The following is a 20,597-nucleotide window of genomic DNA, read 5'->3' as shown; positions in this document are numbered from 1 at the left end:
CGCCATGAATCTCATGACAGCGCGAACCGGTGGGCTGGCGGTACTGGCGATCATCGTCACCGTCGCCCCCGTCGGGTTCTCAAACAGCTATTTCTATGACGTCGGCGTTAACGCCATGTTCAACGCCATCGTCTGCGTCGGGCTGAACCTGCTGATCGGCTATGCCGGGCAGATCAGCCTGGGGCATGCGGGCTTCTTCGCGCTGGGCGCCTATGGCTCGGGCATCCTGACCGAGAAGTACGGCGTGCCGGCCATCGGCGCGCTGGTGCTGTCGGCGGCGGTGGTCGGCATTCTGGCCTTCGTGGTGGCGCGTCCCATTCTCAAGCTCAAGGGCCATTACCTGGCCATGGCGACGCTGGGCATCGGCATCATCATCCACATCGTCCTGAAGACCGAGGCCGGCATCACCGGCGGCCCCGACGGCATGAGCCTGGGCAATTTCAAGATGCTGGGCTTCACCATCAAGGGCGACCAGATGTGGTACTGGGTGACCGGCGTGCTGCTGATCTTCGCGGTGTGGCTGTCCTTGAACCTGATCGAATCGCCGGTGGGCCGGGCGCTGCGCGCCGTCCACGGCTCGGAGGTGGGGGCCGAGGTGGTCGGCGTCGACACCTCCAGCTACAAGGTCCTGGTCTTCGTGGTCTCGGCGGTGTTCGCCTCGGTGGTCGGCTCGCTGTTCGCCCACAAGAACGGCTTCATCACCCCCGACATCGGCAGCTTCTTCGGCTCGGTCCACTTCGTGACCATGGTGGTGCTGGGCGGCATGGCGTCGGTGTACGGCGCGGTGGTCGGCGCGGTGATCCTCACCCTGCTGCCGCAGCTGCTGGCCGTGGTCGAGCAGTACGAGGCGATGATCCTGGGCGTCATCATGATGGGCACCATGATCTTCATGCCCAAGGGCCTGCTGCCCAGCCTGCTGATCATGCTGAAGAGCAGGAGGGCCGCGTCATGAGCCTGCTCAAGGTCGAAAAGCTCTCCAAGGAATTCGGCGGCGTCCATGCGGTCGAGGACCTGTCCTTCACGGTGGAGGCCGGGCACATCCACTCCATCATCGGCCCCAACGGCGCCGGCAAGACCACCCTGTTCAACCTGATCACCGGGGTCTACACCCCCAGTTCGGGCCGGGTGCTGTTCCAGGACCGGCTGGTGTCGGGCATGAAGCCCTACGAGCTGGCGGCGCTGGGCATGAGCCGCACGTTCCAGAACCTGCAGATATTCTTCAACATGCAGGCCATCGAGAACGTCATGGTCGGCCATCACCTGCATCTGGACCGGCGGTTCCTGCCCTCGCTGCTGCGCCTGCCCAAGGTCAAGCGCCGCGACCGCGAGTGCCGCGACTACTGCGCCGGGCTGATGGAGTTCGTCGGTCTGGCCAAGTACGTGGACGCCGACGCCGCTTCCATGCCCTACGGGGCGCTGAAGCGGCTGGAAATCGCCCGGGCGCTGGCCGCCCAGCCCAAGATGCTGCTGCTCGACGAGCCGGCGGCGGGCCTGAACGCCACCGAAAGCCGCGAGATCGACGAGGTCATCAAGAAGGTGGCGGCGTCGGGCATAACCGTGGTTCTGGTGGAACACGACATGAAGATGGTGATGGGCATCTCCGACCAGATCACGGCGCTCGATTACGGACGCAAGCTGGCCGAGGGAACTCCGGCCGAAGTCCTCGCCAATCCGGAAGTGGTCAGCGCCTATCTCGGCACGCACGGGTGATGAACATGGGAATGCTGCTCGAAATCTCCAATCTCACCAGCCATTACGGCCGCATCCAGGCGCTGAAGGGCATCGACGTCCAGGTGGCCGAGGGTGAGCTGGTCGCCCTGGTGGGCGCCAACGGCGCCGGCAAGACCACCCTCTTGCGCTGCATCTCGGGCGTCCAGAGCGTGACCGGCGGAACCATCAAGTTCGCCGGCCAGGACATCACCAGGATGGCGCCTGAAAAGCGGGTGGGCCTCGGCATCTGCCAGTCGCCCGAAGGCCGCCAGGTGTTCGGCCCCATGTCGGTGGAGGACAATCTGCGCCTGGGCGCCTATCGCCGCCAGGGCCCGGACGTCAAGGCGGACATGGACCGCATGTACGAGATGTTCCCCATTCTGCACAAGAAGCGGGAACTGCCGGCCGGTACCCTGTCGGGCGGCCAGCAGCAGATGCTGGCCATCGCCCGGGCGCTGATGGCCAATCCCCGCGTGCTGCTGCTCGACGAGCCGTCCATGGGCCTAGCGCCGCTGCTGGTGGCGGAAATCTTCCGCACCATCCAGGCGCTGAAGGATCAGGGAACCACCATCTTCCTGGTGGAGCAGAACGCCTATGCCGCCCTGGCCATCGCCGACCGCGGCTATGTGCTGGAGACCGGCTCGGTGGTCCTGACCGACCAGGGCTCGCGCCTGCTCAATGACGATAAGGTGAAGGAAGCCTATCTGGGGCTGTGACGCCGCCCCGCCTTAAGGCTTGAAGGCAAACCGATCGCCGTCAGCGTCCGCTGGCGGCGATTTGCTTTTGCGCCGGGCCGAGATCGTAGAGGCCGACGGCCGGCGAGAACAGCACCGTGATGGCCAGGGCGGTCAGGCCGACGATGCCCAGCGCGATCCAGTTGCGCGCATTGGTGTCGTTCGAAGCCATGGTGGAATCATACATGATTACAGCCCTCTACGTAAATTTGCCTACCCTAAGGAGGTATTATACTATCCTGAAGGAGTAGCTACCCCATTCCGCACTGCAAAATCCAGCAAAATCGTGCGGTGGCGGGGCAAAAATCCCCCATGCGGATTCCGCAATGCAACGTGATACGAAACTTGCTTTTAGCGATGGAAATCTGTAATAGGTAATGAAATACCGAATTAACCGGCCGTCAAGTGCCGGTAACGGCTTAGAGGTCTACGGGAGGATCGGGAAACCATGCATGAAGTGCGTCTTCATGGCCGTGGCGGACAAGGTGCCGTCTTGGCTTCCGCCATTCTGGCCGCCGCTCTGGTGGAGGAAGGGCGACACGTCATGGCCATTCCCGCCTTCGGCTTCGAACGCCGCGGCGCGCCGGTGGTGGCGTTTCTCCGGCTCTCCGATACGGAGATCCGCCGTGTCACGAATATCTACACCCCCAATATCGTCGTGGTGATCGATCCCACCGTGGCCCGCGCGGTGGACGTGTTCGCCGGCATGCCCAAGGGCGGAACGCTGATCATGGCCACGTCCAAGGCGCCGGGCGACATCGAGGTGCCTTCCATGGTCAGCCGGGTGGCCACCTGCAACGCCATTCCCATCGCCATGGACATCTTCAAGCGCCAGATCACCAACACCATCATGCTGGGCTCCTTCGCCAAGGCTACCGGTCTGGTGAGCGTGGAATCGCTGGAAAAGGCGCTGGAAGAGGCCCATTTCCGCGACGCCGGCCTGAAGCAGAACATCGAGGCGGTGCGGCGCGGCTATGCCGAGACCGTCGTGCTGGATCTCGGCAAGGAGAAGGCGGCATGAGCCTCAGAAATGTTCCCGACAATATGTGCCCCATCGCCACCGAGTACACCACCATGCTCACCGGCGACTGGCGGGCGCTGCGCCCCATCGTCGATCGCGACCGCTGCGTCAAGTGCGCCACCTGCTGGCTGTACTGTCCGGTGCAGTGCGTGGTCGAGAAGGCGGCGTGGTTCGACTTCAACTACGACTACTGCAAGGGCTGCGGCATCTGCGCCGAGGAATGCCCGCATGGCGCCATCAAGATGGTTGAAGAGGCGGAGGGTTGAGCATGAACGAGATCACCGCTCCGACCGGTAAGGTCATCGTCTGCGACGGCAACGAGGCGGCGGCCTGGGGCGCCTGCCTGTCGCGTCCCGACATGGTGGCCGTCTATCCCATCACGCCGCAAAGCTCGCTGGTGGAGTATCTGGCCCAGTTCATCGCCGACGGCCGCATGGACGCCGATCTGATGGACGTGGAGGGCGAGCACACCGTGCTGTCGGTGCTGCACGGCGCGGTGCTGGCCGGGGCCCGGACCTATTCCGCCACGTCGGCGCAAGGGTTGGCCTTCATGTTCGAGCCCTATTTCCGCACGCCGGGCCTGCGCCTGCCCATGGTGGTGTCGCTGGTCACCCGCGACGCCGTGTCGCCCACCTGTGTGTGGGGCGGCCAGCAGGACGCCATGACGGTGAAGGAGGTGGGCTGGATCCACATGTACTGCGAGACCCAGCAGGAAATCCTCGATACCATCCCCATCGCCTACAAGGTGGCCGAGCATCCCGACGTGATGCTGCCGGTCAACGTCAACCATGACGGCAATTACCTGTCCTATGGCGTGGCGCGGGTGGAATTGCCCGAGCAGTCGGTGGTCGACGCCTTCCTGGGCGAGAAGCAGGTCAACTGGCACGCCTGCCTGGACCCCGAGCGCCCCATGGCGGTGGACCCGCTCACGGGGGGCGCCGGCGGCGTCGGGCCTTCCATGTTCGTCAAGTACAGGAAGGGCCTGTGCTCAGGCATGCAGACCGCGCTGCAGGTGATCGAGGACGCCCATGCCGATTGGGGCAAGCGTACGGGGCGCTACTGGTCGCCGCTGATCGAGGAATACCGCATGGAGGACGCCGAGGTGGCGCTGGTCACCATCGGTTCCATGACCGGCGCCGCCAAGGATGCGGTCGACGAGGCGCGGGCCGACGGCAAGAAGGTCGGTCTGGTCAAGATCAAGACCTTCCGCCCGTTCCCCGCCGCTCGCATTGCCCAGGCCCTTTCCAAGGTCAAGGCCATCGGCGTGGTGGACCGCTCGGTCAATTTCGGCTGGAACTGCGGCCCGGCCTTCCAGGAGGTGCTGGCGGCGCTCTATGCCCACCAGACCGCCCGCATCCCCATGATGAGCTTCATCGGCGGACTGGCCGGGGCCGACATCACCGTCGAGCACTTCGCCCAAGTGGTGCGGCGCACCTTCCGTCTGGCCGGGGGCGAAGCCGCCGCCGGTCCCGTGTGGCTGAACGAGAACGATTGAGGTCGATGATGCCCGAGGCCAAATACCTTCTCGTCGGCTCCAGCCATGCGGCGCTGGAAGCCCTGCGCGCCATCCGTCTGGTGGATCCCGACGGCTCCATGGCCATGCTGACCCGCGATCAGCGGCTGCCCTATTCGCCGACCATCCTGCCCTATGTGGTGTCGGGGCGCTCGGCCCCGGACAAGGTGCTGCTGCGCGACCAGAGCTTCTTCGAGGCCAACGCCTGCACCTATGTGCCCAACGCCCGCGTGGTGTCGCTGGATTCCAAGACCAAGGCGGTCAGCCTGGAGAGCGGCGAGGTCTGGCGCTACCAGACCCTGCTGATCGCCACCGGCGCGGCGCCGGCCATTCCCCCGGTCAAGGGGCTGGACTCTGTGCGCTATCACGTGCTGCGCACCCTGGCCGACGCCGAGGGCCTGCGCTCCGCCATGGGTTCGGCCAAGTCGGCCGTGGTGCTGGGCGCCGGGCTGGTGGGTCTGCACGCCGCCGAAAACCTGGCCGAAGCCGGCCTCAAGGTGACGGTGGTGGAGATGCAGGACCACGTCCTGCCCGGCTATTTCGACGCCAAGGCCAGCACCCGCATCGAAGAGGCCTTCACCAAGCACGGCGTGGAGCTGAAGCTCGGCCGCCGGGTCACCGAGGTGGCGCCGGGCAAGGTGACCGTCGACGACGGCGGGACGCTTGAAGCCGATCTGCTGCTGGTCGCCACCGGCGTGCGCCCCGTGACCGACTGGCTGGAAGGCTCGGGCGTCACGGTGGACAAGGGCGTCCTGGTGGACGAGGCCATGCGCACCAATATCGACGGCATCTGGGCGGCGGGCGACGTGGCCCAGGCCACCGACTTCCATACCGGCAAGCCGGCGCTGATCGGCATCATCCCGACGGCGGTGGAGCAGGGCAAGATCGCCGGCCAGGGCATGGCCGGGGATTCCTACCGCAAGGATTACGCCGGCGGGCTGCCGGTCAACACCTACCGCTTCTTCGGCCGGGTGGCGCTGTCCATCGGCCGCGCCGCCGCCACCGACGGTGTCGAGGCGGTGGAGAGCGATGGCAGCGCCTATCGCCGGCTGGTGCTCGAGGACAACCGGCTGGTGGGCTATGCCAGCGTGGACGAGCCCTTCGACGTGGGCATCATGGGTGAACTGATCCGCCGGCGGGTGGATTTGGGCGCGTGCAAGGACGCCTTCCTGGCCCGTCCGGTGGAAACCGGCCGTCGCCTGATGAGCGAGCAGTGGAGGTAAGGATGGGCGCGGCATTCGACAGCATCAGCTTCAAGGCCTCGCTCTGCGACGGCTGCGGCGACTGCATGACGGCCTGTTCCACGGCCAAGCAGGGCGCCTCTCGCATCTCCATCGTGCCCGGCGCCAAGGCCGGCACCTTCGAGACCGCCATCTGCCGCCAGTGCGGCGATCCCAAATGCGTCCAGGTCTGCCCCTCGGGCGCCCTGGACAAGGACGGCGGCAACGGCGTCGTCGGCTGGGATGCGTCCAAGTGCGTGGATTGTCTGCTGTGCACGGCGGGCTGCGCCTATGGCGGCATCGCGGTGGACGAGACGGTGGCCCGCGTCGCCAAGTGCGACCAGTGCGACGGCGACCCGGCCTGTGTCAAGGTCTGCCCCACGGGCGCGCTGGAGTACCGCAAGGCGGGAACCATCTTCAATCAGTATGGCGACAAGGAAGACCTGTTCGTCCCCGGCCTGTCGGGGTGCCAGGGCTGCAATTCCGAACTGATCATGCGCCACGCCATGCGCAAGATCGGCCGCAACTCGGTGCTGGCCACCCCGCCGGGCTGCATTCCCGGTATGGGCTCGGTGGGCTATAACGGCAAGACCGGCACCAAGGTTCCGGTGTTCCATCCCTTGCTCACCAACACCGCCTCCATGCTGGCGGGCATCCGCCGCTATTACGACCGCATCGGGCGCAAGGACATCGTGGTGATGGCGCTGGCCGGTGACGGCGGCACGTCCGATTGCGGCTTCCACGCCGTGTCGGGCGCCGCCGAGCGCGGCGAGAAGGTTCTGTATGTCTGCGTCGACAACGAAGGCTACATGAACACCGGCATGCAGCGGTCCGGCACCACGCCCTACGGCTCGTGGACCTCGACCACCCCGGTGGGCGAGCACATGAAGGGCAAGACCCAGGACGCCAAGAACCTGCCGCTGATCATGACGGCCCACAAGTGCCGTTATGTGGCGACGGCGTCCACCGGCTACATGGAAGACCTCTACGAGAAGCTGGACCGCGCCGTCGAGGCGTCGTTCGAGGGCTTCTCCTACCTTCACATCTACTCGCCGTGCCCCACCGGCTGGCGTGTTCCCTCGTCCAAGGTGATCGAAGCCTGCCGCATGAGCGTGGACAGCAACTTCAATCCCTTGTGGGAATACACCAATTCCACGGGCCTGCGCTTCACCCATTCGCCGGATAACGCCTATCCGGTCGCCGAATACGTCAAGATGATCGGCAAGTACCGTCATCTGTCCCAAGACCAGCTCGCCCACATCCAGGCCAAGGTGGACGAGCAGGTTGCGCTGCTCAAACTGATGGCGGCGGAGTCCCCTCCGCCGCTTGCGGCGCACAGGGCTCCGACCGGATCCTCCACCCCGGTCGGAGCCGAACCTACCCAGTCCGCACGGCGAGAAATCGCCCGGAACTGACATTCAACTCCCCGCTTCGGCGGGGAGTTTTTTATGTCCGACAGTCAAAAAAAGGACCCGCGGCCTAGAAGCCGGCGGGTCCCAGTGATCATCCGGGAGGATGAATTACTTGGCCTTGGAGGCGTCCCACTTGGCGAAGGTCGATCCCTCCTTGGCCAGCTTCTCCAGCAGGGGCGCGGGCGTCCAGTAGCGCGGGTCCAGGGTCTTTTGGAACTCGACGATCTTGTCGTAGATGACCTTGAGGCCCACGGTGTCGGCATAGAACATCGGGCCGCCGCGATAGCGCGGGAAGCCGTAGCCGGCGGTGTAGACCACGTCGATGTCGGAAGCGCGCAAAGCGATGCCTTCCTCCAGCAGCTTGGCGCCCTCGTTGATCATGGAATAGAGGCAGCGCTCGAGGATTTCCTGCTTGGCCGGCTTCCTTGCCGGCACGTTCAGGCGCTTGCCTTCGGCGTGCATCATCTCGATGACTTCGGGGCACGAGGCGCGCTTGCCGCCGTCATAGCGGTAATAGCCGCGGCCCACCTTCTGGCCCAGCCACTTGTTGGCCACCAGCAGGGCGGAGCAGCGGTAGAAGCTGGGATCGTCGGGAACCATGTGCGGGTTGGCGATGCGGGTGTTGTCGCCCACCTCGACGCCGGCCATGTCGTAGACGGCCAGGATGCCCATGGCCATGCCCCATTCCTCCAGCGCGCCGTCCACCTCGGCCGGGGTGGCGCCTTCCAGCACCATGCGCTCGGCCTCGCGGCCGTAGGGGTCCATCATGCGGTTGCCGATGAAGCCGTAGCAGACCTTGGAGACCACGCCGGTCTTCTTGATCAGCTTGGCCATATCGAGAGCGGTCAGCAGCACGTCCATGCTGGTCTTGGCGCCCTGGACGATTTCCAGGAGCGGCATGACGTTGGCCGGGCTGAAGAAGTGCAGGCCGATGACGTCGGCGGGGCGCTTGGTGATATTGGCGATCTCGTCGATATCCAGCGTCGAGGTGTTGGTGCCGAGGATGGCGCCTTGGGGCAGCACGGCGTCGAGCTTGGCGAAGATGTCCTTCTTCAGCTCCATCTTCTCGAACACCGCCTCGATGGCCAGATCGGCATCGGACAGGGCGGCGTAGTCGGTGGACGCCGTCAGCAGGGCCATGCGGCCTTCAAGCTGTTCCTGGGTCAGCGAGCCACGCGACACCGAGCGCTCGTAGTTCTTGCGGATGACGGAAAAGCCGCGGTCCAGGTTCTCGGTCGACACGTCGATGATGGTCACCGGCACGCCGATATTGGCGAAGCACATGGCGATGCCGCCGCCCATGGTGCCGGCGCCGATGATGCCCACCTTGCGGATGGGGCGCGCCTTGATGTCCTTGGTGATGCCGGGAATCTTGCGCACTTCGCGGTCGGCGAAGAACAGGTGGCGCATGGCGCGGGCCTCGACGGCATGCTCCAGCTGCTTGGAGATGTCGGCTTCCAGCTTCAGGCCTTCCGCGAAGGACAGCGTGGTGGTGGCGGCCATGGCCTCCAGCGCCTTCAAGGGCGAGGTGCGGTTCTTCATGGACTTGGCCACCTGGGCCTGGCGGGCGGCGATGATCTCGGCGGCCTTGGCGGCATCCTTGGGCGTCATGTCGCAGGTGCGGCGCACGCCCTTGCCCTCGGCCACCAGCTTCTTGGCGAAGGCCTGCGCGGCGGCGTTGACGTCGCCCTGGGCGATCTCGTCCACCAGACCCAGGTCCAGGGCCTTGGGTGCGGGAAGGGGCTTGCCCGACAGCACCAGATCCATGGCGGCGTCCAGGCCGATCAGGCGGGGCGCGCGCTGGGTGCCGCCGGCGCCCGGGATGATGCCCAGCGACAGTTCCGGCAGGCCGATGCGGGCACCCTTGTCGGCGACACGGTAATGACAGGCCATGGCCAGCTCGGTGCCGGCGCCGAGAGCGGTGCCGTGGAGCGCGGCGACCACCGGCTTGGCGCAGGCTTCCACCAGATTGAACAGGTCCTGGTGGTGGGGGGGCTTGATGCCGGTGTCGAACTCGCCGATATCGGCGCCGGCCATGAAGGTGCGCCCGGCACAGCAAACCACCACCGCGTCGAAGTCGGAACGGCCGGCCAGATCGGTGAAGGCCTTCCGCAGCCCGGCGCGCACCGGATGATCGGCGGCGTTCACGGGGGGCGAATCGATGGTGACGGTGGCAATACGGTCAGCGATAGAAAGAGTGACGACGTCGCTCATGATGTCGGTTCCTTGGATGAATTCGGTTCGTTTCGTTCGAAATCAGGCGTCGGTGACCTGGAGGACCACGGCCATGGCGGAATCACCGGCGGCGCAGCCGGAGAACAGGCCGTAGCCGCCGCCCTTCAAGGCCAGCTCCTCGATCACCTCGATGATGCCGCGCGTGCCCATGGGCGACTGGGGATGGCCCCACAGCAGGGACGAACCGAAATTGTTGAAGCTCTTCACGTCGATCTCCAGCGCGCGGGCGAAGGCGAAATCGTTGGCGGTGAAGGGGTTGTGCAGCTTGATGACACTGACCTGCGACAGGCTGATGCCGGCCTGCTTCAGAGCCATCTGGGCAGCGGGGGCCGGGGCCTTGGGCATGTAGGCGGGCTCGACCCGCTTCTGGCCGAAGCCGAGCACACGGACCCGGATGGCCTTGTTCCGCGACAGCTCGCGCGCCCGGTCGGGATTGGCGACGATGATGGCGGCGTTGCCGTCGGCCGGGTGGGTCTGGCAGCCGAAGGTGATGGTGCCGTCGGGCAGCACCGGCTTCAGCTTGGCAAGGCCCTCAGGCGTCGAGACGCTGAGGCCCTCGTCGCCCGACAGGGTGGCGACATTCTTCTTGAAATTGGGGGCGGGCACGTCGAAGGGCAGGGTCATGAAGCGCTTGAGGAAGGCGCTGTCATCGGCCAGGGCGGCCTTGTACTGCTCCTGGCGATAGAGCACCAGCTCGTGCTGCTCGGCGGTGTTGAGGCCGAATTCCCTGGCGGTGTTCTCGGCGGTGACCAGCATGGACTTGGTGGTGACGGGATCATAGCCGAAATTGTCCATCACCCAGTTCTCGGCGTCGCCGGTGCCGCCGGGGGCGGCGGGCTTGGGATAGAACACGTGCGGGCCGTTGGAGGTGCGGTCGCAGGTCAGCACCAGGGACACGCCGGCGATGCCGTCGTTCACTTCCTGGGTCGCCGCCTGCAGGCAGCGCACGCCGGTGGCGCAGGCCTGGGAAATGGTCGGGCCGCCCACCTGTCCGGCGCCCAGCATGGCGGTCACCCAAGGGGTGCCGAAGAACGAGTGCTTCTGGGGCACCGAGATGCCCATCACCGCCGCGTCGAACACGGATGCCGGAATCTGGCGCTTGGCCAGCTCGGCCTTGGCCACGTGGGCGGCGAATTCCATGGAATGCAGGTTGGCGTAGGCGCCCTGCCAGCGGGCGAACGGCGTGGACCAGTAGCAGCCGTAGGGGATCTCGACATTGTAGGACATGACGCACTCCCAAATGTTTTTTTGCCGCAAGGGATGCGGTGACGCGGGTGACTCCCGGATTGCCACCACTCTAGCGGTCTTCGGAAATGCGGTAAAGGCAAATATTTGCTCCTCACAACAGTTGACCAGGTCAACAATCTCGGCGAGGGGCAGGGCGCGGCCAGCACCGGCGCGGGTTCCAGCCTAGAACTGGGGAGTATAAAGGCGGTGCAGCAGATCGCGCAGCTGGGTCCGCTCGGCGTCGGACAGCTGCGAGGTGATGCGCAGATCGTGCTCGGCCACCAGCTGCTTCAGCTCGGCCAGGGTCTTGCCGCCCTTCTCGGTCAGCATGATGGCGTAGGTGCGGCGATCGGTGGGCGAGGGAACGCGGCTGGCCAGCCCCTTGCCCTCCAGCGCGTCGATCAGGATCACGGCGCCCGAGCGGTCGATGCCCATGGTGGCGGCCAGCGTGGTCTGGGACAGGCCGGGATTGGCGCCGATGATGGTCAGGGCGGCGAATTGCGACGGCCGGATGTCCAGCGAACCGACAGTGCGGACATAGTCCTGATAGACCACCACCTGGGCGCGGCGCAGGCGATAGCCGACGATGTCGTCGAGAATGTCCAGTTCCATGCCCGACAGCAGTGAGGGCTGCGCCTTGACTTCCGCCTTGTCGGGTGCGGTCTTTCTGGTGCGTTTGATCGCCAAATCAGCCTCTTTCGACAATTGCCGGCACAAATGTGTATTGCTTTTACGCCGGGCGCACAACTGCAATACGGACGGATGGCCTTGTTTAACTCCGGCGGGATTTCCACATGTAGGGCGGCAGTGCTTCGCGCCGGGGCGCGGAGGTTGGGACACTCCTTCGCACAGGGGGGTAAGATGATTTCCATGGCCATTCATTCCCATCGATACGATGCCCGGCTGGTGACGCCGGCCCAGGCGTCCGAGTGGCTCAACGCCGGCTGGCGCGACACCTGGCGCAATCCCGGCCTCAGCCTCGGCTTCGGGGCGCTGTACGCCGGTATCGGCATGGCGCTGTTCCTGATTCTCAACGCCATGGACATGGGCTCGCTGCTGTTCCCGCTGGCCGCCGGCTTCATGCTGGTGGGGCCGCTGGCGGCGGTGTTTCTCTACGAGATCAGCCGCAGGCAGGAAAGCGGCCAGCCCGTCGGTCTGGGACTGGTGGTGGGCGGCGTCAGGTCCCGTCTGGACCAGATCGGCAATATGGGGCTGGTTCTGTCCATCCTGCTGATGGCCTGGCTGCTGGCCGGATTGGTGGTGTTCGCCCTGTTCTACCCGCCGGGCATGCCGCTGCCGCTGGACAATTTCATCGAGGACGTGGTGCTGCGCCCGGCCTCCTTCCGCTTCCTGGCAATCGGCACGCTGGTGGGCGGAATCCTGGCGGTCATCGCCTTTTCCATCAGCGTTTTCGCCATGCCCATGCTGCTGGACCGCGACGTGGGCGTGGTCGAGGCCATGGAGTTCAGCATACAGGCGGTGCGGCTCAACTGGCGCACCATGATCGGTTGGGCAGCCACCATCGCGGTGGTGACCTTCTTCGGCATGGCGATCGCCTTCGTCGGCATGGTCGTGGCCCTGCCGGTGATCGGCCACGCCAGCTGGCACGCCTATCGCGACGTGATGGGCGGACACTGATTCCCTGCGTCACAGGGACTTACAACTTCTTCCTGTTCGTTGGTGGATCGGCGCATGAAGACGAGGCAAGGTTGCAGTGTAGATGCTGCAACCTTGTTTCGTTCATAGGCCGATCATGGACCCATCGCTGAGAGAGATCATCGCACAGGCGGTGACGGACGCCCGCAAGGGGGGGCTGGATGCGGTCGCTCAACGTGGCGCCGCCGTCACCTTGCTGACCGCCATGATCCCGTCCCTTGATGCCGACACCATCCGGCTGATCGTCGATCAGCTTTATCCCTTCATCGCCGAACTGGGCGCCGCCGCCTGACTTCCGTTTACGGAATGACGATCTTGCCGGGATTCATGATCCCGGCCGGGTCGATGGCGCGCTTGATGGCGCGCATCACGTCCAGGGCGTCCCCGTATTCCTCCTCCAGGAAGGCCATCTTGCCGTGGCCCACCCCGTGCTCGCCGGTGCAGGTGCCGTCCATGGCCAGCGCGCGGCGCACGATGCGGTGGTTGATGCGCTCGGCCTCGGCGATCTCTTCGGGGCGGGCGGGATCGACCAGCAGCATGACGTGGAAGTTGCCGTCGCCCACATGGCCGACGATGGCCGAGGTGAGAGCGGTGGATTTGAGATCCTCCTCGGTCTCCAGCAGGCACTCGGCCAGGCGCGAGATGGGCACGCAGGCGTCGGTGGTCCAGGCGCGGCAACCGGGGCGCATGGCCACGCCGGCGTAATAGGCGTTGTGGCGTGCCGACCACAGCTTGGTGCGCTCCTCGGCGCCGGTGGCCCATTGGAAGCCCTCGGCCCCGAATTCGGCGGCGATGGCCTCGACCTTCTCGGCCTGTTCCTGCACCGAAGCCGGGCTGCCGTGGAATTCGAAGAACAGGGTGGGCGCCTCCTTGTGGCCGGTCTTGGAATAGCGGTTGACCGCGCCGATCATCACCTTGTCCAGGAACTCGATGCGCGCCACCGGCACCCCGGACTGGATGGTGAGGATCACGGTGTTGACCGCCGCCTCGATGGAGGGGAAGGGGCAGATCGCCGCCGAGATGGCCTCGGGGATGCCGTGCAGGCGCAGCGTCAGCTCGGTGATGATGCCCAGCGTGCCTTCCGAGCCCACGAACAGGCGGGTGAGGTCGTAGCCGGCCGATGACTTGCGCGCCCGCTTGGCGGTGCGGATCACGCGGCCGTCGGGCAGCACCACCTCCAGCGACAGCACGTTCTCGCGCATGGTGCCGTAGCGCACCGCGTTGGTGCCCGACGCCCGGGTCGCCGCCATGCCGCCCAGGGAGGCGTCGGCGCCGGGATCGATGGGAAAGAACAGGCCGGTGTCGCGCAGGTATTCGTTCAGCTGCTTCCTGGTGACGCCGGGCTGAATGGTGACGTCCAGATCCTCAGGCCTGACCTCGAGGACCCGGTTCATGCCGCCGACGTCGATGCACACGCCGCCCGAAAGCGCCGCCACATGTCCTTCCAGCGAGGTGCCGGTGCCAAACGCGATGACCGGAACCCCGTGGGCGGCGCAGGCCTTGACGGTTTGCGCCACCTCCTCGGTGGTGAGCGCGAAGACCACCGCTTCGGGCGGGCAGGGGGCGAAATGGGATTCGTCCTTGCCGTGCTGCTCGCGCACGATCTGGGCGGTGGAGAAGCGCTCGCCGAAGCGGCTGGCGAGATCGGCGGCGAGAGCGGCGGGAAGGGGCATGGGGGCTGGCCTCTATGGTAGGACCGCTTAAATTAAGGTTCCTTGCCGGCCCGGCGCAAGGCCAGCGCCATGCCGATGCCGCACAGGGTGGCGGCGCCCAGGACCAGGGATGCGGCGGACCAGCCCCATGCCGAGACGGCGGCGCCCACCACCACCGGCCCCATCAGCTGGCCCCAGTTGCTGCCCTGCATGTAAAGGCCCAGCGTCACCGGCACCAGGGGCAGGCGCGGCGCGTAGACCGAGGCCGAGCCCAGGATGCAGCCGGGCAGCAGGCCCGAGCAGGCGCTGACCATCAGGCACAGGCCATAGGCGGCGGCCGGCGGGACCCAGGGCTGGAAGATGCCTAGGCAGCCCACCATCATCACCGCGAAGGCGGCGGCCATCACCTTGCGCCGGGGCAGGCCCAGGCGGAGCGCCGGGCCCGAGGAGAGGTTGCCGATGATGTTGACCCCGGCCACCAGGGCGGCCATCAGTCCGGCGGTACCGGGGCTGACCCCCATGCGCTCGATCAGCAGGGTGGGCAGAAAGCCGGTGAGCGCCGCATAGGCGGCGGAATAGGGAATGAAGGTGGCGGCCAGCAGCAGCGGACCGGGGGCCCGCAGGGTGTCGGCCACGTCATGCAGAATGTGGCTGTCCTGCCGGGGTGGCCTGGGCGGACGCGGCATGCGGACGTGGACCAGAATGGCGTAAAGGACCAGCAGCGCGGCCATGCCCAGCCACAGGCCGCGCCAGCCGACCAGCGGCAGCGCCGGGGCGGCGGCCATGGACACCGCCATGCCGAAGGGCATGAACGCTCCCCACAGGCCGAAGGCCATCTGGCGTTGGGCGGGGGTGGTCATCAGGGTGATCAGGGCGGGGGCGGAAATGACCACCAGCATGTAGCCGATGCCTTCCACCACCCGGGCGGCCAGCAATCCGCCGAAGCCCGGGGCCAGGCCCCCGGCCAGGCTTCCCGCCGCCAGAATGCCGAGTCCGATGGGCAGCAGCCGGCGCGAGCCCACGCGGGTGACCAAGGTGCCCATGCCGGCCCCGGCGGCCGCGCCCATCAGGGCGAAGATGGACAAAATCCAGGCGGCGTGGGAGAGGTCGAGCCCCATCTCGCCCCGGATGAAGGGGAGCGCGATGGGCGCCTTGCCCACCTGGAAGGCGGCGGCGACCCCCGCTCCCACCGCCCCCAGGACGGCGAGCCACGAGGTCCGTTCAGGAGTCATCTACTTGGAATCGCGATGCGTCAGGGCGTCGAGCCAGGGATTGGTCCCGCCCAGCATCCGGGTCCAGGGGGCGAGCCATGCCTGGGTCATGGTGTTCCACAGGGCAAGGGGATCGCTCCAGGCCTGGGGCGACATGCCCCCCAGCAGCAGGGCCTCGGCCGCCTGGAAGGACGGCGTGGCCGAGAGGTGGATGCTCACATGCTCGGCCGCGCCATCCGGATCCTGGCGATGGACGATCTCCATGCGAAGGTTGGGCAGGTTGCCAACGATGCGGGTTTCGTCCTTCACCATGATCTCCTGTTCATGTTGTGCCGGCGAGCCGAGGGGCGGCTCACCGTAAGTCCCTCAGTCGCCGGGCGCTTCGCTTGGCTTTCGCGGCATAAGCCGCGGCGGGCCTTGCCCTTGCCTTCTCCCCGATGAACTGAAGTTTCAGTTCATCGGGTCGGCGGTTATCAGTTCTTGATGGTCTTGCGGCAGGCCGTGGCGGCCCGGCGGCAGGCTTCGGCGCATTCCTTGAGGCGCACGTCCTCCTTGGCCAGCTTCTCGCAGGCGCTGGCGCACTTGTCGGATACCTCGGCCGCCACCTGGCAGGTGAGGTGGTGCAGGCGCGACGAGCGCAGCATGAAGTCGGCGGCGGTCTCGTTGATGTCGGCGCAGTCGAGCAGCAGTTGGATCAGTTCCCATTCGGCGGCGCTGCCGCCTTGCTGGATGCCGTGGATCACCGACTCGGTGCAGGCCCGGTGCGCCTGTTCACAGGCGTCGATGCAATCGGACAAAGGCATTTTGCGTTTCTCCCCTGTACGGGCCGGACGAGTCCGGCCCGCTTCCTTGGTAGACCCGGTGGCGGAAGGCGTCAATCCGCGTAATCGTACTTGCCGCCCTTCCAAACATACATGACATAGCCGGGAGCGGCGACGTCACCCTTGGCGTCGAAGCCGATCTTGCCGATGGCGGTGTCGAACTTGTCGGCCTTGAGCACGGCGGCCACTTTCTTCCAGTCGGTGGACTTGGCCTTTTCGGCGGCCTGGGCCCAGGCCTGGATGGTGCCGTAGGTGTACAGCGTATAGGCCTCGGGCTCGTATTTCTGGGCGCGGTAGTACTTGACCAGATCGGCGTTGGCCGGGTTTTTGCGGGGGTCGGGGCTGAAGGTCATCATGGTGCCCTCGCCGGCGGCCCCGGTGATGGCCCAGTATTCCTCGGTCACCAGGGCGTCGCCGCCCATCAGCCGGGTCTGCATCCCCTGGTCGCGCAGCTGGCGGACGATCAGGCCCGCCTCGGTCTTGTAGCCGCCGAAATACAGCAGATCGACCTTGGCCGCCTTCAGCTTGGTGACCAGGGCGGAATAGTCCTTCTCGCCGGCCGAGATGGCCTCGTACACCGCTTCCTTGATGCCGTTCTTGCCCAGCGCGTCACGGGTCTGGTCGGCCAGGCCCTTGCCGTAGGCCGACTTGTCGTGAACGATGGCCACCACCTTGCCCTTCATGTGCTTGGCGATGTATTCGGCGGCGATGACGCCCTGCTGGTCGTCGCGGCCGCAGGTGCGGAACACGTTGGGCAGGCCGCGTTCGGTGAACTTCGGATTGGTCGAGGCCGGCGAGATCTGCAGGATGCCGGTCTCGGCATAGACTTCCGACGCCGGAATGGACGAGCCCGAGCAGAAGTGGCCGGCGACGAAGGGCACCTTCTTGGCAGCCATTTCGTTGGCCACCGCCACCGCCTGCTTGGGATCGCAGGCGTCGTCGCCCATGGCCAGGGCCAGCTTCTGGCCCAGGACGCCGCCCTTGGCGTTGATGTCCTCGATGGCCTTCATGGCGCCGCGCTTGAACTGCTCGCCGAAGGCGGCCTCGCTGCCCGACAGCGGCCCGGCCACGCCGATGGTGATGTCGGCCCGCGCCGCGCTCGTTACCAGCAATGCCGCCGCCAGACTGATCCCCGTAATCCCGATCCTGCCCATGTCTGTCTCCTCCCTGAGATATGAAATGTCCGGATTTCAGTCTACCAGCGGATGCGCAACGCGCCACAGCGGAATCCGGTCACGGAAACGGCTTGAAAAGCGATATCGCTTCGATATATATGTATTTGTGGCGCCGACGCATGGCGCCGAATGGATTCGGAGTAGGATCGATGTCGGACGAAAACAAGGTCAAGGCCGTCACCCCCGCCAAGCCGAAGGCGGCGCCCAGGACGAAAAAGGCGGCGCCTGCCGCCAAGGCCGAAATTCCCGCCGAGGTTCCTGCCGCCGCAATGCCCGAAGTCCCCGCGCCCAAGGCCGACAAGAAGGACGCCAAGTCCAAGAAGGGCAAGAAAGACAAGAAGGACAAGAAGGGCGGCAAGAAGGAGAAGCGCAAGAAGGAGGCGGTGATCATCCGCTTCGAGGACGCGCAGCTGCCGCAGATCGACGCCAGGGCCGATGCCCTGGGCCTGTCGCGGGCCGCCTGGGTGCGGATGGTGGTGGCCCAGGCCCTGGCCAAGGGCTGAGAATTGTCGGCGCTGCCGGCCTGATCCGTCAGGCCGGCGGCCTGACCGGCAGGGCGGCGGGGCGCTTGGCGGCGGCCAGGAACGCGGTCAGCTCCTCGGCCGGCATGGGGTGGGCGAACAGGAAGCCCTGGACCATGTCGCAATCGTACTTGGCCAGGTGATCCAGCTGCTCCTGGCTTTCGATGCCCGGCGCCACCACCGACAGGTGGAGGCCGCGCGCCACCGCGACGATGGCGGTGACGATCTCGGATTCCTCGGTGCCCGAGGCGGCGTCGCGCACGAAGCTCTGGTCGATCTTCAAGGTGTTGCTGGGAAGCTTGCGCAGGAACGAGAAGGAGGAATAGCCCGAGCCGAAGGCGTCGATGGCCATGCGCACGCCCAGCGTCTTGAACTGGGTGAAGATGGCGTCCACGTCCTGGCCCTTGTCGATGATGGCGCTTTCCGGCACGTCCAGTTCCAGGGTGCCGGGGGGCAGGCCGCTGGATTCCAGGGCGGCGGCGATGTCTTCGATCAGTTCTGGGGCGCGCAGTTGCCTCGGGCTGAGGTTGATGCCCACCTTGAGGCCGGCATGACCGGCATCCAGCCAGGATTTGGCCTGGCGGCAGGCCTCGTCGAGCACCAGACGGCCGATGGGAAGGATCAGGCCCGTCTCTTCCGCCAGGGGCAGGAACTGGTTGGGCATGATCAGGCCGAAATCGGGATGGCGCCAGCGCAACAGGGCCTCGACCGCCACCATGTCTGCGCTGCGGGCGTCGAAGATGGGCTGGTAGTGCAGCAGGAACTCGCGGCGTTCCACCGCATGGCGCAGCGCGCTTTCCAGGGCCAGCCGCTCGAAGGCCAGGGCGTTGACGGTCTCGGAATGGAAGCGGCAGGCGTTGCGGCCCTGGTGCTTGGCCCGGTAYATGGCGGCGTCGGCCAGCTTGATCAGGGTCTGGGCGTCGCCGCCGTCGGACGGGTACAGCGCCACGCCGATGGAGGACGAAATGCGGGCTTCGTGCCCCTGCAGGTCGAAGGGCTCGGCCAGCAGCGACAGGATCTTGTGGGCGACCACGGCGCCGTCGCGGGGGTCGCCGATCTCTTCCAGGATGACCGTGAACTCGTCACCGGCCAGCCGCGCCACGGTGTCGCCCTGGCGCACGCATGAGCTCAGGCGCTCGGCCACCTGCTGCAGCAGGATGTCGCCGGCCAGGTGGCCCAGCGTGTCGTTGACCTGCTTGAAGAAGTCGAGGTCGATGAACAGCAGCGCGACCAGGGACTGGTTGCGGTGGGCGCGGGTCAGCGCCCGCGACAGGCGTTCCTGGAACAGGGTGCGGTTGGGCAGGCGGGTCAGCGGATCGTGGTTGGCGGCATAGCTGAGCCGCTCCTCGTCCTGCTTGCGCGACGTGATGTCCGAGAACACCGCCACGTAATTGGAGAGCTCGCCGCGCTCGTCCCGCACCACCGAGATGTTCAGCCACTCGGCGAACATTTCGCCGGTCTTGCGGCGGTTCCAGATTTCGCCCTGCCACTTGCCGGTCTCGGCCAGGGTCCTGAAGATGACGTCATAGAATTCCGGCGGATGGCGGCCCGAGGCCAGGAAACGGGGGGTGCGGCCGATCACCTCGTCGGCGGGATAGCCGGTCAGCTCGGTGAAGGCGGGGTTGACGTGGATGATGCGCCGCTTCTCGTCGGTGACGAACAGGCCCTCGCCGGTGCTCTCGAACACCGTGGCGGCAAGGCGCATGTGGTCCTCGAGGCGCTTTCGCTCCGTGACGTCCTCGACCACCGCCACGGTGAAGCGGGGCTCGTTCTCGGCCCCTTCGCGCATGGCGGTGACGGTAAGGCGCGCCCAGACGATGGCGCCGTCGCGGCGGATGTAGCGCTTGGTCAGTTCGTAGCTGTCGATGCGCCCGGCCATCATGTCGTCGCGCATTTGCCGATGCGCCTCGATATCGTCGGGATGGGTGATGTCCCGGTACGTCATGGCCTGCAATTCGGCGTCGGAATAGCCGACCATGGAGCAGAAGGCGGGGTTGCAGTGGATGTAGCTGCCGCCGGCATCGGACAGGATCACACCGGTGCCGGCATTGTCGAACAGGGCGCGGAAGCGCGATTCGCTCTGGCGCAGCGCGGCGTCGGCGTTGGAGCGGCCGATGGCGTAGCGGATGGCGCGGCGCACCAGTTCGCCGTCGCCCTGGCCCTTGACCAGATAGTCCTGGGCCCCCTGGCGCAGCGCTTCGAGCGCCAGCCCTTCGTCGGAGGTGCCGGTCAGCACCACCACCGGAATCGTGGGGCTGGCCGTGCGCAATCGGGCCAGGCTGTCCATGCCGAAGGAATCGGGCAGCGACAGGTCCAGAAGAACCACGTCGATGGGCTGGGCCTGCAGCGCCGCCAGGCCTTCGGACAGCCGGGCGGCCTTCACCACCTTGAACGGGCGGGCGGGGTCCTCGTGGAGGTAGAGTTCGACGAGACGGGCGTCGCCGGGATTGTCCTCGACGACGAGGACCGTCAGCATGGCAGGGAGGGGG

21 protein-coding genes are annotated in these 20,597 nt (G+C 66.3%); 11 read left to right on the top strand and 10 right to left on the bottom strand.

Translation table 11 applies throughout. The features are described from left to right. Positions 1–4: 4 nt before the first annotated feature. The 3 genes from WV31_RS21000 to WV31_RS20990 are packed head-to-tail and all read left to right on the top strand — an operon-like array spanning position 5 to position 2,426. Entirely contained in the window at positions 5–952 is a 948-nt protein-coding gene (locus WV31_RS21000; protein WP_085375345.1) for a branched-chain amino acid ABC transporter permease, read from the top strand. Continuing rightward, positions 949–1,710, top strand: coding sequence for an ABC transporter ATP-binding protein (locus WV31_RS20995; RefSeq protein ID WP_085375344.1), 762 nt, complete (start codon positions 949–951; stop codon positions 1,708–1,710). Before WV31_RS21000 ends, WV31_RS20995 begins: the two co-directional genes overlap by 4 nt. Before the next feature lie 11 nt (positions 1,711–1,721). Next, a complete protein-coding gene (locus WV31_RS20990; RefSeq protein WP_085375742.1) occupies positions 1,722–2,426 on the top strand; it encodes an ABC transporter ATP-binding protein in 705 nt (234 codons plus the stop codon). Positions 2,427–2,466: 40 nt separating this feature from the next. On the opposite strand, the gene WV31_RS22255 is transcribed toward WV31_RS20990, so the two are convergent. Continuing rightward, positions 2,467–2,616: a hypothetical protein gene (locus tag WV31_RS22255; protein WP_168185815.1), complete on the bottom strand. Its 150-nt coding sequence runs from the start codon at positions 2,614–2,616 to the stop codon at positions 2,467–2,469. A gap of 321 nt (positions 2,617–2,937) precedes the next feature. Between WV31_RS22255 and WV31_RS20985 the strand changes: the two genes are divergently transcribed. Genes WV31_RS20985 through padI form a run of 5 tightly spaced genes read left to right on the top strand, consistent with a single transcriptional unit; the run spans position 2,938 to position 7,613 of the window. Beyond that, positions 2,938–3,465 carry a 2-oxoacid:acceptor oxidoreductase family protein gene (locus WV31_RS20985; protein WP_237051410.1) on the top strand — a complete coding sequence of 176 codons (528 nt, stop codon included), beginning with the start codon at positions 2,938–2,940 and terminating at the stop codon, positions 3,463–3,465. Next, entirely contained in the window at positions 3,462–3,731 is a 270-nt protein-coding gene (padF, locus tag WV31_RS20980) for an NADH-dependent phenylglyoxylate dehydrogenase subunit delta (RefSeq protein WP_085375342.1), read from the top strand. The genes WV31_RS20985 and padF overlap by 4 nt, the downstream gene beginning before the upstream one ends. A 2-nt stretch (positions 3,732–3,733) precedes the next feature. Then, complete coding sequence (padG, locus tag WV31_RS20975; protein ID WP_085375341.1) at positions 3,734–4,960, top strand: NADH-dependent phenylglyoxylate dehydrogenase subunit alpha; 1,227 nt, start codon at positions 3,734–3,736, stop codon at positions 4,958–4,960. Between the two features lie 8 nt (positions 4,961–4,968). Further along, on the top strand, positions 4,969–6,201 hold the full coding sequence (gene padH, locus WV31_RS20970) for an NADH-dependent phenylglyoxylate dehydrogenase subunit epsilon (RefSeq protein WP_237051409.1): 1,233 nt from the start codon (positions 4,969–4,971) through the stop codon (positions 6,199–6,201). Between the two features lie 2 nt (positions 6,202–6,203). After that, positions 6,204–7,613 (top strand): NADH-dependent phenylglyoxylate dehydrogenase subunit beta, encoded by a 1,410-nt coding sequence (padI, locus tag WV31_RS20965; RefSeq protein WP_085375339.1) that lies wholly within the window; start codon positions 6,204–6,206, stop codon positions 7,611–7,613. A gap of 105 nt (positions 7,614–7,718) precedes the next feature. Here the strand turns inward: padI and WV31_RS20960 are convergent, their stop codons facing one another. The 3 genes from WV31_RS20960 to WV31_RS20950 all read right to left on the bottom strand — a co-directional run bounded on the left by WV31_RS20960 (position 7,719) and on the right by WV31_RS20950 (position 11,759). After that, positions 7,719–9,824, bottom strand: a complete 2,106-nt coding sequence (locus tag WV31_RS20960; RefSeq protein WP_085375338.1) for a 3-hydroxyacyl-CoA dehydrogenase NAD-binding domain-containing protein — start codon at positions 9,822–9,824, stop codon at positions 7,719–7,721. Between the two features lie 42 nt (positions 9,825–9,866). Beyond that, complete coding sequence (locus tag WV31_RS20955; RefSeq protein WP_085375337.1) at positions 9,867–11,072, bottom strand: thiolase family protein; 1,206 nt, start codon at positions 11,070–11,072, stop codon at positions 9,867–9,869. 183 nt (positions 11,073–11,255) lie between these two features. Then, positions 11,256–11,759 carry a MarR family winged helix-turn-helix transcriptional regulator gene (locus WV31_RS20950; protein ID WP_168186019.1) on the bottom strand — a complete coding sequence of 168 codons (504 nt, stop codon included), beginning with the start codon at positions 11,757–11,759 and terminating at the stop codon, positions 11,256–11,258. Between the two features lie 183 nt (positions 11,760–11,942). On the opposite strand from WV31_RS20950, the gene WV31_RS20945 reads away from it, so the two are divergent. After that, entirely contained in the window at positions 11,943–12,710 is a 768-nt protein-coding gene (locus WV31_RS20945; RefSeq protein ID WP_237051408.1) for a DUF2189 domain-containing protein, read from the top strand. A gap of 115 nt (positions 12,711–12,825) precedes the next feature. Beyond that, positions 12,826–13,020 carry a hypothetical protein gene (locus WV31_RS20940; RefSeq protein WP_085375335.1) on the top strand — a complete coding sequence of 65 codons (195 nt, stop codon included), beginning with the start codon at positions 12,826–12,828 and terminating at the stop codon, positions 13,018–13,020. A gap of 7 nt (positions 13,021–13,027) precedes the next feature. Here WV31_RS20940 and WV31_RS20935 read toward each other — a convergent pair whose 3' ends face one another. The 5 genes from WV31_RS20935 to WV31_RS20915 form a co-directional block, all read right to left on the bottom strand. After that, entirely contained in the window at positions 13,028–14,401 is a 1,374-nt protein-coding gene (locus WV31_RS20935; RefSeq protein WP_085375334.1) for an FAD-binding oxidoreductase, read from the bottom strand. Positions 14,402–14,433: 32 nt separating this feature from the next. Next, the gene (locus WV31_RS20930; RefSeq protein WP_085375333.1) at positions 14,434–15,612 is read right to left on the bottom strand and encodes an MFS transporter; all 1,179 of its coding nucleotides are present in this window, start codon (positions 15,610–15,612) and stop codon (positions 14,434–14,436) included. Beyond that, positions 15,613–15,903 carry a hypothetical protein gene (locus tag WV31_RS20925; protein ID WP_085375332.1) on the bottom strand — a complete coding sequence of 97 codons (291 nt, stop codon included), beginning with the start codon at positions 15,901–15,903 and terminating at the stop codon, positions 15,613–15,615. A 161-nt stretch (positions 15,904–16,064) separates the two neighbouring features. Beyond that, the gene (locus tag WV31_RS20920) at positions 16,065–16,394 is read right to left on the bottom strand and encodes a four-helix bundle copper-binding protein (RefSeq protein ID WP_085375331.1); all 330 of its coding nucleotides are present in this window, start codon (positions 16,392–16,394) and stop codon (positions 16,065–16,067) included. Positions 16,395–16,465: 71 nt separating this feature from the next. Beyond that, complete coding sequence (locus tag WV31_RS20915) at positions 16,466–17,566, bottom strand: branched-chain amino acid ABC transporter substrate-binding protein (RefSeq protein WP_085375330.1); 1,101 nt, start codon at positions 17,564–17,566, stop codon at positions 16,466–16,468. A gap of 170 nt (positions 17,567–17,736) precedes the next feature. Here WV31_RS20915 and WV31_RS22320 point away from each other — a divergent pair, with 170 nt between their 5' ends. Beyond that, positions 17,737–18,090 carry a hypothetical protein gene (locus WV31_RS22320; protein WP_085375329.1) on the top strand — a complete coding sequence of 118 codons (354 nt, stop codon included), beginning with the start codon at positions 17,737–17,739 and terminating at the stop codon, positions 18,088–18,090. A 28-nt stretch (positions 18,091–18,118) separates the two neighbouring features. Here the strand turns inward: WV31_RS22320 and WV31_RS20905 are convergent, their stop codons facing one another. Then, positions 18,119–20,584 carry an EAL domain-containing protein gene (locus WV31_RS20905; protein ID WP_237051407.1) on the bottom strand — a complete coding sequence of 822 codons (2,466 nt, stop codon included), beginning with the start codon at positions 20,582–20,584 and terminating at the stop codon, positions 18,119–18,121. Between the last annotated feature and the right edge of the window lie 13 nt (positions 20,585–20,597).

The sequence above is a fragment of the Magnetospirillum sp. ME-1 genome, from assembly GCF_002105535.1.
In the GTDB taxonomy this organism is placed as follows: Bacteria; Pseudomonadota; Alphaproteobacteria; order Rhodospirillales; family Magnetospirillaceae; genus Phaeospirillum.
Note: the sequence above shows the minus strand (reverse complement) of the source record. Positions and strands in the feature narration are given on the sequence as shown.